Origin of the sequence: Vibrio rhodolitus (genome assembly GCF_003350325.1) — a bacterium.
GTDB lineage: Bacteria > Pseudomonadota > Gammaproteobacteria > Enterobacterales > Vibrionaceae > Vibrio > Vibrio rhodolitus.
Genome location: NZ_QLYZ01000002.1, coordinates 236,581 through 251,983, shown reverse-complemented (window position 1 = coordinate 251,983; position 15,403 = coordinate 236,581). Strand labels below are relative to the sequence as shown.

The following is a 15,403-nucleotide window of genomic DNA, read 5'->3' as shown; positions in this document are numbered from 1 at the left end:
TAACGACTATCATATTTAACTAAACTGGTTGCGTATAATACTGTTTGGCTATATCACGCGGGCTGATTAAGCATAAGCCTCTATTTGCTTATAAACTTACTTTGCAGAAACAAAAAAAGCGCCTCAAAAGAGACGCTTAAATTGGGGGTAGGGAGGAGATAATCGTTATGCTGCCGCAACAGCTTTTTTGTCGCGTCCTTTTAAGAATGCATACGTGAAGCCGGTTAATGCAGTACCTGCCGCAATCGCTACCAAGTACATAAGTACAGGAGTAATCGCATTAGGGATTAGCAGTACAAATAGACCTCCATGTGGTGCCATTAGTTTTGCGCCAAACAACATCGATAGAGCACCTGTTAATGCACCACCCGCCATACAAGAAGGGATAACGCGCATCGGGTCTTTTGCTGCAAATGGAATTGCACCTTCCGAGATAAAACATAGACCTAGTACAAAAGAGGCTTTACCCGCTTCACGCTCACTCGCTTCAAATTTTTCTTTGGCAAGGAAAGTGGCTAGACCCATACCTAGCGCAGGAACCATGCCCGCAGCCATAATTGCCGCCATTGGAGCGTAGGTTTGTGATGCTAGTAGACCCACGCCAAAAGTATACGCTGCTTTGTTAATCGGACCACCTAGGTCAAAACACATCATTGCACCCAGAATCACACCAAGTAGTACTGCATTAGCTGAACCCATGTTATTTAGGAACTCAGTCATTGCTGCCATGATGCCAGAAACAGGGCCACCAACGATGTAGATCATCACCAAGCCGGTGAACAAGCTTGCGATAAACGGAATGATCAGAATTGGTTTTAGTGCTTCCATCGATTGTGGTAATTGCACTTTATCAGCAATAAATTTCGCGGCGTAACCTGCAATAAAACCTGCTGCGATACCACCTAGGAAACCTGCGCCGGTTGAGCTTGCTAACATACCACCAATCAAACCCGGAGCCAGACCTGGGCGGTCAGCAATAGAGAAGGCGATAAAGCCAGCTAAAACAGGGATCATCAGTGCAAAAGCAGAGCCACCACCAATTGTCATGAGCGCTGCTGCTAATGTGCCTTCTTCTTTAAATGCTTCGATACCGAAGACAAATGAAAGCGCAATGATCAAACCACCGGCGACAACCACAGGTAGCATGTGTGATACGCCAGTCATTAGGTGTTTATACACACCTTTTTTCTCTTCATTTGCATTAGTTGAACTTGCAGCTCCTGAGTGCTGGTAGAGGGTTGCTTGCTCAAACGCCTTGTCCATCTCTTCAGCCGTTTTCTTTAGCGCAGGACCAGTTTTAGTCCGGTAAAGTTTTTTGCCGTTGAAGCGATCAAGTGGTACTTCGATGTCTGCAGCGATGATAACTAAATCAGCTTCGGCAATTTCTTGTTCTGTCAGTTGGTTTTTTGCACCTACTGAACCACGTGTTTCTACTTTGATTTGATGACCGCGACGCTTACCTTCATCTTCTAGCGCTTCTGCAGCCATAAAGGTATGCGCAACGCCCGTAGGGCAGGCAGTGATTGCCACGATCTTTTTCGCGCTAGCATTTGTATCTTCTGTTACCGTATCACTTACTTCAAGTGTCTGAGCGGTATCCGCACTCTGTTTTAGGACCAGTTCTGCGTTATCGATGACTTGCTCAATCGATACGCGAGCCAGTTTCTTACCCACGAAACGTGAGTCATCCACCGCGCGATTTGCTGCAATGAGGATAAAGTCGCTATTTTCGATTTGTTCTTGGCTTACAGGGGCTGCGTTTATCACCTCAGACTGGCATTCAATATGTGCATTCCAGCCAAGTGATTGCGCGGCTTTTTCAAGAAGTCCGGCGGCAATGATGCTGTTGGCAACACCGCTCGGGCAAGCTGTAATAATAGTTACGTTCATAACATCGACCTTTTGTTATTCGAGTAATTAATCGTCTAGTGACGAAATTGGATTAAGCTCAGTTTTCGTTATAAGTTGATTGAGTTCGGATAAATCGTTCATCCCAACACCCACTTGGCTTACAGCCATGGCGGAAAGGGCTGTTGCGAATTGCAACAGTTGCGGTTTGTCCATTTGCTGCATATGACCCCAGCACATACCTGCGACCAGCGTATCGCCAGCGCCTACGGTACTTACCACCTCCATTTTTGGTGGTTGAGCAGAGAGCCATTCTGATTGGTTAAGCCACATCACACCTTTTGCTCCAAGAGATACCACGATGTTTTCGATACCGCTGTCGCTTAAGTGCTGTGCAACCTCCATGATCTCTTGACGCGAATGAATATCACGACCAACAAATTCAGCCAGTTCTTCATCGTTTGGTTTGATTAGCCAAGGAGTAGCGGTTAAACCCGCTTTGAGTGCTGCGCGGCTTGAATCAAACAATACCTTCTTACCGCGTTGTTGCAGGAACTCAATCCAGTGAGCACATTGTTCTGGTGTGATCCCTTGTGGCAGGCTGCCAGCAAAAACAAAGTACTCATGTTCATCGCAAAGAGATTCAAGTGTGCGTTCAAACTGTGCGATTGCATTGGCATCAACTGCTACTCCCGGGAAATTAATATCACTCACGGTGCCATTTTGTTCGACCAGTTTGACGTTGATTCGCGTTGAGCCTTTCACTCGCACAAAATGATCGTCGGCTTTGATTTGCTCGAACAGTTGGCAAAATAGTTCTTGATTATCAGCTCCAAGAAAACCGGTAACCGTAACTTGAGCGCCAAGGTCTGACAGTACTTTAGCGACATTGACGCCTTTACCGGCAGCATGAAAATCACTGTTATTTACCAAGCTAACGCTACCAGTGTTGAGTGTGTCTAAAGAGCCAGTCAGATCCAGTGCTGGGTTTAACGTAATAGTAACGACTTTATTGTTCATATTCGTTCCTTAACCTTCACCAAGACCAGATTGAATCGCGCTACCTATCGCTTCTAGCGCTGCTGGCGCGTCATCACCGTTGGCAACAAACTCTAGTTGGTGACCGTGCTTCACGCCAAGACCAATAACCTTCATCAAGCTCTTCGCGTTTACTGGCTTACTGTCACTATCGAGATTACGCACCGTAATCGCACTTTCGAATTTCTTCGCGCAAGCGACTAGCATGGCGCCTGGTCGAGCGTGTAAACCGTGGGCGTTACGGATCTTAAATACCGCTGAATTGTTTGCTGACGACGATTCGCTTAGCTCTGCGGTGCTGCTGATTGCGTCACTATCAGGAGTGAATAGGGCAATCAGTTCATTAGCAGACTTGCCTAAAAGTGTGTCGATTGATTTAGTCGCTACAAGCTCAGTGACGATAGCGAGTTGCTTACGGTGTGCATCGTTGCACCCGGCAAACGTAATCAGAGCACTAACCGATTTGCCGTCAAGCTGACATTGGTTCGCAGTGGTGACGAAAGCCATACCGGTTTTATTCACACCTTTATTGGAGCTAACCAACCAAACGCCTTGACCAAGGTGAGTAGGAGTTTTGGCGACGATATCGGCAACAAACTCGCTTGCCACGCTGCCAGAGTTTTTCAAAAGACCGGCTGATACTGCAGACATTTGGATCATGTCGCTCGCAGGGAAGTCGAGTTGAATGTGGCTGGCATCGAAATCAATGTTGAACTGGGTTTCACCATTTAATAGCGCGATGATTTGTTCAGCGTTTTGTGCATTTTTCAGAGCCTGCTCTACGCCCTCATCGCCAAGCACTTTTGTTAACTGCTTTAGGATGCCTAAGTGCTCGTCACTTTTTGCGGCAATGCCAATTGCGAGATACACAATATTGCCGTTTCCCCAATCCACACCATTAGGGAAGTGGGCGATAGCAACACCGGTTTGTTTGACTAAGTCGCGCGTGTCAGTGGTGCCATGCGGAATGGCAATACCATTGCCAAGGAATGTTGAGTTTTGCGCTTCGCGCGCCTGCATACCCGAAAGGTAATGTGATTCAACCAAACCTTTGTTGGTTAACTGCTCTGCTAGGAATGCAATAGCTGATTGCTTGTCCTGATGCGCTTGGTTAAGCGTAATGTCTTGGATGGAAAGCTTAAGCATGTGAGCCTCGTTTATCTAGATGTTCGTTTATCTGTTTCTATCTCTGTTTAGAGATGAGCTGAACCGATTCAGCAATAAAGTAAAAAAATTCAGCAAACGCTGTTTAGTCTAGTAGAAGTTGCGACAACCACTACATTTTGCAACTTTGCTGAATCCTTTCAGCTTTTATGCTGTATCGATTCAGCATATAATGCAAATAAGTTAGCGATCATCGTTTTTAAACTTTGATCTAATCCACAGAATACCGGATCAAACATGACCTTAGATGAAATTGCCAAGTTAGCTGGCGTATCTAAAACAACTGCAAGCTATGTCATAAATGGTAAAGCTCAGCAATATCGTATTAGTCAGAAAACGCAGCAAAAAGTGATGGCGGTTGTAGAGCAACATAACTACCGTCCTGATGTTGCAGCAAGCTCGTTAAGGGTAGGGAGCAGTCGTTCTTTTGGTTTGATTATTCCTGATCTAGAAAACACCAGTTATGCTCGTTTAGCTAAACTACTTGAGCAAAACTCACGTAAAGCGGGATATCAAATTCTGATCGCTTGTTCTGATGATGATGCCGAGATCGAGCGCTCTGTGGTGGAAACCCTGGTTAGCCGCAAAGTGGATGCATTATTTGTCGCCAGTAGCATTCCCGACGCAAATGATTTCTATCTCTCGTTGCAACAGCGTGGGACACCGGTCGTAGCCATTGACCGCCCACTCGATGATGAACATTTTTGTTGTGTGATGAGTGAAGATTTTGATGGTGCTTATGAGCTTGCGCAATCCATTGTTTCGCAGCGAGTGGATACCATTGGCGTAATTGGTGCGTTGCCTGAGCTGACTATTTCGTCAGTACGTGAACAAGGCATTCGTTCTGTCGCAAAAGAGAAAGGCTTAGCCGTTCAGGTGAGTTACGGCGCGCACTTTAACCGTGAAGAAGGGAAGCGCATTTTTGCACAATGGCTAGCGGAAGACCAAGTTCCTCAAGCAGTCATTACAACTTCTTACACATTGTTAGAAGGGGTGCTTGATGAGCTACTCAAACACCCTGAACTGACTAACAGCATTAAGTTGGCTACGTTTGGTGACAATCGTTTACTCGATTTCTTACCGTTTAAAGTTAACTCGCTGTCGCAGCAATTTGAAATTATCGCCGATAGCGCCTTAGCATTAGCGCTCAATGCAGCGGCAAAACGTTATGAGTCCGGTGTTGAACTGGTGCCAAGGCAGTTGATAGTGCGCCAATAATTGCTAGCTAACAAAAAGCCCCGCGATGTGCGGGGCTTATGTTTTAAGTATTAATGTCTAGTTTAGTGTTTAAACATATGTACTTGTTCATTCAGACGAACGGCAATTTGTCGCAAATCTTCAGAAAGAGAGCGTGAGTTATGCGCTTCTTGACTCAGGTGAGTCGAGATATCACTTACTTGTTGAATATTCTTACTTACTTCTTCTGTTACCGTGCGCTGCTCTGAAGCTGCATTTGAAATATGCGATGCCATTTCAGAGATCTGCTGAATAGAAATGGTGATTTTTTCAAGAGCATCGGTAGCATCGTTTGCATCTTCAACACTTGAAGCAGCCAGATCGCGGCTTCGGGTCATTGAATCTACGGCTTCGACGCTATTTTTCTGCAAGCTTTCGATCATTTCACGAATTTCAACCGTTGAGCTGTGGGTGCGCTGTGACAGTACGCGAACTTCATCAGCGACAACAGCAAAGCCGCGACCTTGATCACCAGCACGCGCAGCTTCAATAGCGGCGTTAAGCGCGAGTAGGTTCGTTTGTTCAGCAATGTCACTAATGGTAGACGTAATGGTATTGATATCCTGCGCGTTCTTTTCCAATTGACCAATCACCTTGGCTGCATTCTCGAGCTGAGAGGCGAGGTTAGTGATTGAGTCTTGGTTACGACGGATCACGCGCTTACCTTGATCACAATGATCAGTAGAGCTGTAAGCAGAATCAGCCGTTTGCTTAGCATTGCTTGCTACTTCCTCTGCTGCTGCTGACATCTCATGTACTGCGGTAGCAATTTGTGATACTTCGTTTAGCTGTGTAGCTAGAGAGTCACTTAAGCCAATAGCCTGCTTGGTACTCACCTCAGACTGGCTGCCCAGACTTTTCGACGAGTTAGAGATGTCTTGCACGATTTCTTGTAGCTTAGCGATAAACGCATTCACCTGCTCGCCGAGCAAGCCAATCTCATCTCTGGTTTTGATTTCAATGCGCTTGGTGAGGTCGCCATTACCTTCGGCAAGATCTTTCATTGACACACTTAAGTTGTTTAGTGGCGCCAATGCGTGCTTAACAATCACAAATGCAATCACGGCAATCAGTAGAACTTGAATCAAGCCCATCAGGATTGATTGGCCCAGTAACTCTTCTTGCGATGCAAATGCATGGGCTTTGTCGATAACGATAGTGTAATACCAATCGGTGTTTGGTACTTGTTCTGATGTGATCAGAACATCTAAGCCGTTAATCGTTGTTTCAACCAATTGTTTACTTTGAGCAAGCTCAGAAATTCTCGCGGTACTAAGATTAGGAGAAATGTTTTCGATACCTTTGAGAGTTAACTGAGCATTCTTATGTGCAACAATTTTGCCTTTGCTATTGGTGATGAAAGCTTCAACACCCGCTTCTTTGATATCAACCACATCGTTAACAAGATCGTCGATTTCAACGTCTGCGCCCAATACGCCGCCAACCTTGCCTTCAGTAAAAGGCATTGCAATGGTCATAATTAAGCGGTTTGATTGAACATCAAAGTAAGGCTCTGTGATATTTAATCCGTTTACGCGCATAGTATCTTTATACCAGTCGCGCTCACGTGGGTCGTAATCTTCAGGCACACCTAAATCGATACCCAAAATAAATTGAGCATCATTTAATCCCGCATAAGCAACTCGAAAGTTACCCGCTTTGGATGCGGTGGCTAGATAAGCTTGGGCTTGTGACGGGTCAATGAACGCGTCTGAAGTTGAACGAACCACGTTAATTTTTGCTCTGAACCACTGGTCCATACTGTTAACACTGCCATTTAGCAAGGTTGTCGCATGTTGTTTGATGGAACGATTGGTTTCGTCAAAGATTTGCTTACCGGTAATGTAAGTCTGGGCGGTGGTCATCAACAGAATTGCCAGTACAAAGGCAATCGTGAGTTTATTTTTTATTGATAGTGCAGACATAGCGATTTTCCAACACTCGATAGGGAACCGCGGCGAGCATACCAGACGCTATGCAATTTAATGTAGGAAAACTCCGATATGTATGATCTCAATCTCAATAATATTTTACATATTAAATTTGAATAGTGTAAACACTCGCAAATTTACATGTAAACATCAGATAAGTGTTATTTATAAATATTCTACGGATTAATATGCTGGTTAACCAGTAATTAAACGTGATGTAAAACTATTGATAAATAATTTACAAATGCAGCTGCTAAATTTACTTACTAGATATAAAAAAGCCCCAATTAAGGGGCTGTAAAGTGTAAATAAATTAGTACTTAAATAAATGTACTTGTTGATTTAGCTTCATCGCAATTTGACGTAAATCTTGTGAAAGTGAGCGAGAGTTTGACGCTTCTTCAGAGAGCGTTGATGAAATATCATTGGCTTGCTGAATATTTTTGCTTACTTCTTCAGTCACTGTGCGTTGTTCAAAGGCGGCATTAGAAATATGCGATGCCATTTCTGAAATTTCTTGAATCGATTGAGTGATTTTCTCTAATGATTCAGTGGCACTGTTCGCATCTTCGACGCTTGAGCCGGCGAGGTCGCGGCTTTGGGTCATTGAGCTTACTGCTTCAAGACTATTTTTCTGCAAGCTTTCGATCATCTGGCGGATTTCCACCGTCGAACTATGCGTACGCTGCGACAGGACACGAACTTCATCAGCAACCACAGCAAAGCCGCGTCCTTGATCGCCAGCTCGAGCAGCTTCGATAGCAGCATTAAGCGCGAGTAGGTTGGTCTGCTCAGCAATATCACTAATGGTAGAAATAATCGTATTGATGTCTTGTGCATTACGCTCGAGCTGAGAGACTACGCTAGCGGCATTATCGAGTTGACTGGCAAGGCTAGTGATAGAATCTTGGTTACGACGAATAACGCGTTTACCTTCTTCACAGTGCTCGGTCGAGCTCAACGCTGAGTCTGCAGTCATCTTAGCATTATTTGCCACTTCCTCTGCTGTTGCTGACATTTCATGTACAGCAGTTGCAATCTGAGAAATTTCGTTGAGCTGTGCGCTAAGTGAATCACTAATTTCGCTTGCAAGCTTGGTACTCACTTCAGAGCGACTGTCCAAGTTGCGCGAAGATTCAGAAATATCATGAACGATTTCTTGAAGTTTAGAAATAAACGCGTTGACTTGTTCTGCCAGTAAGCCAATTTCATCTTTTGTCTTAACGTCGATTCGTTTAGTTAAGTCTCCGTTCCCTTGAGCTAAATCGCGCATTGAGTCGGTGAGAGAGTTAAGTGGAGCGAGTGCTTTTTTCACAATCACCAGAGCGATAGCAGCAATTAATAGTACCTGAATAAAACCCATAATCATCGATTGGGCAATCAAACTCTGATGAGATTTAAATGCATGTTCTTTGTCGATAACAAGGGTGTAGAACCAATCAGTATTAGGTATCGCTTTAGAGGTAATTAATACATCGGTATTGGAAATAACCGCATCAACCAGTTCAGTTGACTGAGATAATTGATTAATCACATCGACATTAAGATCGGCAGATATAAGTGCGATATCTTTTAGCGCTAAAGATGCGTCTTCGTGAGCAACAATCTTGCCTTTACTGTTAGTTAAAAAGGCAGTGACACCTTCATCTTCTAACTGAACCGCGTTATTTACTAGGGTATCGATCTCAACGTCAGCGCCAAGGACACCGCTAGCATTGCCGGCTCTAAAAGGTTCAGCAACCGTCACGACCAGTTTGTTCGAGGAAGCATCGAGGTAGGGTTCTGTGACATTTACCCCATTTTTTTCCATGGTATCTACATACCAACCGCGCGTACGTGGATCAAAACCTTCAGGCAGGTCAATATCGACACCCATAATGAATTGACCATCAGTTAATGCAGCGTAAACAATACGCAAATTACCTGATTTGGTTGCTTGGGCTAAATAAGACTGAGGATCACCTTGATTGATGAACGCATCGGAGGCTGAACGCACCACATTGATTTTGGTATTGATCCACTGATCCATACTGGCAACTCGTCCATCAAGAAGAGTATTACCATATTGAGTGATGGAACGCTGTGTTTCATCGAGGATCTGTCTGCCAGTTAAGTAAGTTTGAACCGAAGTCATAACTAGAATGGCAAGCACGAAAGCGAGGGTAAGTTTATTTTTTATTGATAGGGCTGACATATACATCGGTATCCTTACATCACATATGAGCTCGCGCAGAATAACAGACGGTATGCGAAAAAATGTAAATAAGGTGTGATAAAGCTTGATGTCTATCACATATAATAACGATATTTGGTTGTTATATAATCAACAAGCCTGCTGTATAAATTGCTTCTATTGCATAACAGCAGGCTGGAAGTGCATTTAGTATTGGAAGCGCACTGACATTGAAATCTGCGGACCATGCAAGCCGTAGTTACGAGTTTCTGCCGACAGAGACAATTGAGAAGTTGAATGGAAGCGCACACCCGCGTGGAATACTGAGCTTTCATCAAGGCGACCAACACGTGTTGTTGCTTCAAGTTGGTCAGTTAGCCACATGCGTAGACCAATATTAAACTCAGGAACCGTTTCGCGATCTTTATGTTCGTCGTCTGGGTAGCTGATGTTGTGCACCAGTGCTTGACCGAAAACGTCTGCAAACTGATTGATTGGACCATTAAATCCGAAACCACCAGCAATATCCGCATCGCCTTCAAACTGACTGTCTGCACGCGCTACAAAGTGCACGTTTTCTAACATTTGCATGCTGAACTCAGCACCAGAGAAGCGCGGATCTACAGCCGTACGGAACTCTAAATAGTTGTAACTAAAATTGTTAGAAAGAGCGACGGGTGCAAACAAAGTACTCGCGAGGGCTGCAAAAAGGACGGGTTTGTTCAAAATGGTTCTCCAACATTCAGCTATAAATAAAGCTAAGGCCTGCAGAGGCAGGCCTTACGTTGGTATTTTACCCTTAAATCTTAACGATTTATAGCACTTGGATGCGATCAACTTCGATCTCAGGTGTATTGCCACCTTCGTATTCACCGAATAGGCGAACTTGAGTATTTGCATCTAGCGGCTGTTTAAGAACAATATCGTCATCCAGTTCAACTTGAACTTCAGCTTGGCCGTCACTAAAGATAAATTTTTCATGGTTGATTTGGCGCACAAGCTTGCCTTCAACAACAACTTTCTTTTCAGTGAACATTGAGCTTTCAGCCAATAAGTTGGTCAGGTTTGTTAGCTCAACTGGACCTGTGTACTGAACCGCGTTACGTGAATGGTGGTTGTCACCGCCAGCTAGTGCGATAGTTGGAGCTAGAATAAGTGCAGCAGTTACGATAATTTTTTTCATGGTATTTCCTTAGTATGATGTTTGGGCTCTGTGCCCTTGCTTGATGGTGCTATTAAACAACACCGAATGTGAATCTATGCTGATTTGTGCATTCATTTTCCATTCATGTTTTTATTAGTAATACCAAAGGAAACTCGATATGATTCTTGCAACATAATCAATGATATAGCTGGTTAAAATGCAATCACCTTTAAAGGCGTTAATGGTACAAGGAACGACATCCGATGCGGGAAAAAGCGTTTTGGTTGCGGGTCTTTGCCGAGTACTGGCGCGTAAAAATGTAAAAGTTGCGCCGTTCAAGCCGCAAAACATGGCCTTAAATAGCGCTGTGACACAAGATGGTGGCGAGATCGGACGTGCACAAGCGGTACAAGCTGCAGCTTGCAATATCGAGCCCTCCGTTCATATGAATCCTGTGCTACTTAAGCCTAACTCAGATACGGGCGCACAGGTTATTTTGCAAGGCAAAGCGTTAACCAATATGGAAGCGACTGGCTACCATGATTACAAGCTTGTCGCGATGAATACAGTCATGGACTCTTTCGAGCGGCTGCAAAATGAATATGAGTCAGTGATGATAGAGGGGGCGGGCAGCCCTGCAGAAATCAATTTGCGTGCGAACGATATCGCTAACATGGGTTTTGCAGAAAACGCTGATGTGCCAGTGATCATTGTGGCTGACATTGACCGAGGTGGCGTCTTTGCTCATCTATACGGGACGTTAGAGCTGCTTTCACCAAGCGAGCAAGATCGAGTTATCGGCTTTGTTATCAACCGCTTTAGAGGAGACATCGCGCTGCTTCAATCGGGTCTTGATTGGCTTGAAGACAAAACCGGAAAACCTGTCATTGGTGTATTGCCATATCTACATGGGTTTGATTTAGAAGCAGAAGACGCTATCGATAGCCAGCAACAACTTGCCGACCAAGCGAAATTGGTGATTAAAGTTCCGGTATTTACACGCATCAGTAACCATACCGACTTTGATGCGCTGCGCCAAAACCCAGATATTGATCTGCAATATATTGGTAAAGGCGGTTCTTTAGTTTGGGCTGACGTCATTATTTTGCCCGGTTCAAAATCGACAAGAGCGGATCTTGAGTATCTCCGTAGCCAAGGCTGGGACAAAGAGATCGCCAAACACTTACGTTTTGGTGGCAAAGTCGTTGGGATTTGTGGCGGTTTCCAGATGCTAGGCAGTCTTATCGCAGATCCTTTAGGAATTGAAGGAGAGCCTGGTCAATCGCAAGGTTTGGGTTATTTAGATATCACCACGACGATGGGCGAGAGCAAAACCCTGACACGCGTTAAAGGTGAGCTACAACTTTTAGGTAAGCAAGCCAGTGTGAGTGGCTATGAAATTCATGCCGGTGTTAGTACCATCGACAACTCTCAACCAATTCAACTCACTGATGGTCGTCTTGATGGTGCAGTAAGCGATTGTGGACAAATCTTTGGCACCTATTTGCATGGTGTATTTGATGATGCACAGGCGCTAGCGTTGTTATGTGAGTGGATGGGGTTTGCCAACGTAACGACGGTTGATCATCAAGCAAATCAAGAGCGCGCGATTAATCGTATTGCAGATGCTATAGAGGAGCACTTAAACTTAGAGCTACTTTGGCCTGAGTTAGGCAAGGATATTGATGTACAAAGCTAGAATAATAAAATTGTTTACGCTGCTGCTCACCGCTAGCAGCTTAATGTGTCAAACGGCATTAGCTAGCGACACTTCCATTCGCATTTATGCTGCCTCTTCGTTGACCAATGTTCTCAACCAATTGATTAGCAATTACGAAAACGAGCATAATATTAATGTCGTCGCAATTTATGGCGGGTCTTCTTCATTAGCTCGCCAAATTGAGCGAGGCGCGCCTGCTGATTTATTTATTTCAGCCAACGAGTTGTGGGTCAATCATCTCGAGAAACAAGGAATTGTTGGCGCAGAGAATATCTCAACTTTTACTCATAACCAATTGGTGGTTGTCGCGCCAGTAAGTAGCGAAGCACAACTAAAGGTAGAGCAAACTGATTCGTGGCTTAAAACGTTAGGCGACAGTCGTTTGGCTATCGGTCAGCCAAATGCAGTTCCAGCGGGCATCTATGCCAAACAGGCGTTACAGTCTATGGGGCTTTGGCGCGATTTGAGTTCGCATCTTGCGCCGACCAACAACGTCCGTGTTGCTTTAACCTTGGTAGAAAGAGCAGAAGCACCGCTGGGCATCGTGTATAACTCAGATGCTGTTGTTTCCGATAAGGTTAAAATTGTGTACACCTTTGCCGCCACAAGTCATGAGCCAATTCGTTATCCATTGGTAAGATTGAATGAATCACCAGCGGCAAAACAGTTTGCACAGTACCTATCGAGTGAGGCATCTCGTCAAGCGTTAACAAAATACGGTTTTAATTAGGGGATGTTTTTGCTAACCGAATATGAATCGCAAGCGTTATTACTAAGTATCAAGGTTTCTCTATATGCCATTGTGTGGCTTATTCCAATAGGGATATTTCTTGCGTGGTTATTGGCAAAGAAGCAATTTGTCGGTAAGTCGGTTGTCGATAGCATTATTCACCTTCCACTGGTGTTGCCGCCTGTGGTGATCGGCTATCTTCTCTTAGTGCTAATGGGGCGACAGGGTGTCATTGGACAATGGGTTTACCAAACATTTGGTGTTTCTTTTGCGTTTAACTGGAAAGGGGCAGTTCTTGCCAGCATCGTCGTTGCGCTACCTTTGATGGTTCGTGCGGTGAGGCTCAGTTTTGAAAGTGTCGATAACAAGTTAGAGCAAGCCGCCTCCACCTTAGGAGCATCGCCGCTAAAAGTGTTTTTCACCATTACTTTACCTCTTACCTTACCGGGGATCATCACAGGTTCCATGCTCGCATTTGCTCGGAGTTTAGGTGAGTTCGGTGCAACCATCAGTTTTGTTTCAAATATTCCCGGCGAAACGCAAACCATTCCGCTCGCGATGTACACATTTATCGAAACTCCAGGCTCAGAACTAGAGGCAATGCGTCTGTGTGCGATTTCTATTGTCATTGCGCTCGGTTCGCTGTTGGTGTCAGAGTGGTTAGCCAAGCAATGTACGCGCCGCTTAGGAGCTAAACGATGAGTAAGTTGCTTATAGAGTTTAAACAGCAACTGGGCGATACCCACTTTGATATTAATGTTGAGCTTCCGGCGCAAGGGATCACCGCGATCTTTGGTCGATCCGGCGCGGGTAAAACATCGCTGATTAATGCTGTGGCGGGTTTAACTCAACCTACTAGCGGACACATAGAGATCAATGACCGGGTACTGTATAGCCACGCAGTTGGGATTGATGTACCAACTCGTCACCGTAAAGTGGGTTATGTATTCCAAGAATCCCGACTCTTCCCACATTACAAGGTGAAGGGAAATCTGCTCTACGGTGTCGATAAAAAAGATGATCGCTATTTTGAACGCATTATTACTCTTTTAGAGTTGGCACCGCTATTAAACCGATATCCCATTGAATTATCAGGGGGAGAGAAACAACGTGTCGCGATTGGGCGTGCGCTGCTTTCCAAGCCCGATATATTGTTAATGGACGAACCACTTGCTTCTTTGGATTTACCCCGAAAGCGTGAGGTATTGCCATTTTTAGAGCATCTAGCGACTAACGTTAATATTCCTATCTTGTATGTCAGCCATAGCCTCAATGAAATTATCCGCTTAGCTGATCACTTGGTCGTCATTGATAACGGGCGTGTTGTGACTACGGGACCGATTGCTCAGGTTTGGGCTTCAAAAGCGATGCACCCTTGGCAATCTTTTGCAGATCAAAGTTCATTGTTTGAAGCGACTCTAGTTGAGCAAATTGAGGAGCATGCGCTATCAGGATTGGAGCTTTCTAAAGGCGTAATGTTATGGGTACAAAAGGTAGAAGCAGAGTTGCAAAGCCAAGTGAGATTGCAAGTTCGCGCTAATGATGTATCAATCAACCTTGATAAGCCTGAACGCAGTTCGATCCGTAATGTTTTACATGCCAAGATCGCGGAAATCGAAACATTTCGCTTTGGCAGCAATAGGCAAAGTGTCTCGGTAAAATTGGAATTGGCGCCGCACTGCTATCTATGGGCAACTATCACAAGCTGGGCTAAAGAAGAATTGTCGCTTGAAGTGGGAATGAAGGTTTACGCGCAAATTAAAGGGGTGAGTGTGACGCAAAGAGATATTTCGCTCTCGCACTAAGCAAAGCATGGAGCCTAGGTTAAACCACAAATTACCAGAGACTCTTAACCCATATACAAAAACGCCGCTAACTGTTAGCGGCGTTTTTTATCCTAGCGAAAATTACTTCGCGAACACGTCAGTAAAATCACGTTTTAGGATAGGATCACGGCGAGCTTTTTTGATCTGCTTAACCATGTCTTTCACGCAGTTGTGAAGAACTTGGTCTAGTAGAGAAGCGCGGTAATCGTTCTTTTGCTCTTCAGTCATATCTGCTGGAAGGTTTAGAGTAGGGAACTCTTCCATTACATTTAGACCAGCAAATGCCTGGCTAACAGAAACTAGCGCATGAAACTGTTCAAAGTTGTCTAGGATGTTTTGCGCACTTTTTGGCAACTCATTCCATGATTCACGTACTGCTTCTTCAGATACTTCATGAATTGATACAACCATCTCGTACATCGCTTCAGGAACACCGTCAAACTCAATTACTTGGCGAAGTTCAGCAGAAACTGTAGACAAATCGATGATTTTTTTCTCAGTTGGAGTCGCGTCAGACATAGTCTTTTCTCTTTACGTTATATATGCCGCGTTATGCTAGTTTTTCTACAATAAATGTCAACCTTAGTGGATGA

At 44.6% G+C, this 15,403-nt stretch carries 13 protein-coding genes; 5 read left to right on the top strand and 8 right to left on the bottom strand.

The window, feature by feature from the left end:
* Window positions 1-165: 165 nt before the first annotated feature.
* From fruA to fruB, 3 genes are read right to left on the bottom strand one after another with little or no spacing between them, the layout of a single operon-like run.
* Window positions 166-1,890, bottom strand: coding sequence for a PTS fructose transporter subunit IIBC (fruA, locus tag DPF93_RS03005; protein ID WP_114764739.1), 1,725 nt, complete (start codon window positions 1,888-1,890; stop codon window positions 166-168).
* Between the two features lie 27 nt (window positions 1,891-1,917).
* A complete protein-coding gene (gene pfkB, locus DPF93_RS03000; protein ID WP_114764738.1) occupies window positions 1,918-2,868 on the bottom strand; it encodes a 1-phosphofructokinase in 951 nt (316 codons plus the stop codon).
* Between the two features lie 9 nt (window positions 2,869-2,877).
* On the bottom strand, window positions 2,878-4,032 hold the full coding sequence (gene fruB / locus DPF93_RS02995; RefSeq protein WP_114764737.1) for a fused PTS fructose transporter subunit IIA/HPr protein: 1,155 nt from the start codon (window positions 4,030-4,032) through the stop codon (window positions 2,878-2,880).
* Between the two features lie 255 nt (window positions 4,033-4,287).
* Between fruB and cra the strand changes: the two genes are divergently transcribed.
* Window positions 4,288-5,268, top strand: coding sequence for a catabolite repressor/activator (gene cra, locus DPF93_RS02990; protein WP_114764736.1), 981 nt, complete (start codon window positions 4,288-4,290; stop codon window positions 5,266-5,268).
* Window positions 5,269-5,330: 62 nt separating this feature from the next.
* Here cra and DPF93_RS02985 read toward each other — a convergent pair whose 3' ends face one another.
* The 4 genes from DPF93_RS02985 to DPF93_RS02970 all read right to left on the bottom strand — a co-directional run bounded on the left by DPF93_RS02985 (window position 5,331) and on the right by DPF93_RS02970 (window position 10,573).
* Window positions 5,331-7,211: a methyl-accepting chemotaxis protein gene (locus DPF93_RS02985; protein ID WP_114764735.1), complete on the bottom strand. Its 1,881-nt coding sequence runs from the start codon at window positions 7,209-7,211 to the stop codon at window positions 5,331-5,333.
* A gap of 319 nt (window positions 7,212-7,530) precedes the next feature.
* Entirely contained in the window at window positions 7,531-9,417 is a 1,887-nt protein-coding gene (locus tag DPF93_RS02980) for a methyl-accepting chemotaxis protein (RefSeq protein ID WP_208638751.1), read from the bottom strand.
* Window positions 9,418-9,597: 180 nt separating this feature from the next.
* Window positions 9,598-10,119, bottom strand: a complete 522-nt coding sequence (locus DPF93_RS02975; RefSeq protein WP_425275278.1) for a hypothetical protein — start codon at window positions 10,117-10,119, stop codon at window positions 9,598-9,600.
* 85 nt (window positions 10,120-10,204) lie between these two features.
* Window positions 10,205-10,573, bottom strand: coding sequence for a YgiW/YdeI family stress tolerance OB fold protein (locus DPF93_RS02970; protein WP_114764732.1), 369 nt, complete (start codon window positions 10,571-10,573; stop codon window positions 10,205-10,207).
* A 178-nt stretch (window positions 10,574-10,751) separates the two neighbouring features.
* On the opposite strand from DPF93_RS02970, the gene DPF93_RS02965 reads away from it, so the two are divergent.
* The 4 genes from DPF93_RS02965 to modC are packed head-to-tail and all read left to right on the top strand — an operon-like array spanning window position 10,752 to window position 14,789.
* Window positions 10,752-12,233, top strand: a complete 1,482-nt coding sequence (locus DPF93_RS02965) for a cobyric acid synthase (RefSeq protein WP_114764731.1) — start codon at window positions 10,752-10,754, stop codon at window positions 12,231-12,233.
* Window positions 12,220-12,984: a molybdate ABC transporter substrate-binding protein gene (gene modA / locus DPF93_RS02960; RefSeq protein WP_114764730.1), complete on the top strand. Its 765-nt coding sequence runs from the start codon at window positions 12,220-12,222 to the stop codon at window positions 12,982-12,984. Before DPF93_RS02965 ends, modA begins: the two co-directional genes overlap by 14 nt.
* Before the next feature lie 3 nt (window positions 12,985-12,987).
* Window positions 12,988-13,686, top strand: coding sequence for a molybdate ABC transporter permease subunit (gene modB / locus DPF93_RS02955; protein ID WP_114764729.1), 699 nt, complete (start codon window positions 12,988-12,990; stop codon window positions 13,684-13,686).
* Window positions 13,683-14,789: a molybdenum ABC transporter ATP-binding protein ModC gene (modC, locus tag DPF93_RS02950; RefSeq protein WP_114764728.1), complete on the top strand. Its 1,107-nt coding sequence runs from the start codon at window positions 13,683-13,685 to the stop codon at window positions 14,787-14,789. The genes modB and modC overlap by 4 nt, the downstream gene beginning before the upstream one ends.
* Before the next feature lie 102 nt (window positions 14,790-14,891).
* Here the strand turns inward: modC and DPF93_RS02945 are convergent, their stop codons facing one another.
* Window positions 14,892-15,329, bottom strand: coding sequence for a DUF3069 domain-containing protein (locus tag DPF93_RS02945; protein ID WP_114764727.1), 438 nt, complete (start codon window positions 15,327-15,329; stop codon window positions 14,892-14,894).
* Between the last annotated feature and the right edge of the window lie 74 nt (window positions 15,330-15,403).

Bases quoted from the DNA above. Each gene is read 5' to 3' on its own strand.
- DPF93_RS02985 (WP_114764735.1), bottom strand. From the start codon at position 7,211: ATGTCTGCACTATCAATAAAAAATAAACTCACGATTGCCTTTGTACTG.
- modC (WP_114764728.1), top strand. From the start codon at position 13,683: ATGAGTAAGTTGCTTATAGAGTTTAAACAGCAACTGGGCGATACCCAC.
- DPF93_RS02945 (WP_114764727.1), bottom strand. From the start codon at position 15,329: ATGTCTGACGCGACTCCAACTGAGAAAAAAATCATCGATTTGTCTACA.
- fruA (WP_114764739.1), bottom strand. From the start codon at position 1,890: ATGAACGTAACTATTATTACAGCTTGCCCGAGCGGTGTTGCCAACAGC.
- DPF93_RS02965 (WP_114764731.1), top strand. From the start codon at position 10,752: ATGCAATCACCTTTAAAGGCGTTAATGGTACAAGGAACGACATCCGAT.
- fruB (WP_114764737.1), bottom strand. From the start codon at position 4,032: ATGCTTAAGCTTTCCATCCAAGACATTACGCTTAACCAAGCGCATCAG.
- cra (WP_114764736.1), top strand. From the start codon at position 4,288: ATGACCTTAGATGAAATTGCCAAGTTAGCTGGCGTATCTAAAACAACT.
- DPF93_RS02970 (WP_114764732.1), bottom strand. From the start codon at position 10,573: ATGAAAAAAATTATCGTAACTGCTGCACTTATTCTAGCTCCAACTATC.
- DPF93_RS02980 (WP_208638751.1), bottom strand. From the start codon at position 9,417: ATGTATATGTCAGCCCTATCAATAAAAAATAAACTTACCCTCGCTTTC.
- modB (WP_114764729.1), top strand. From the start codon at position 12,988: ATGTTTTTGCTAACCGAATATGAATCGCAAGCGTTATTACTAAGTATC.
- modA (WP_114764730.1), top strand. From the start codon at position 12,220: ATGTACAAAGCTAGAATAATAAAATTGTTTACGCTGCTGCTCACCGCT.
- pfkB (WP_114764738.1), bottom strand. From the start codon at position 2,868: ATGAACAATAAAGTCGTTACTATTACGTTAAACCCAGCACTGGATCTG.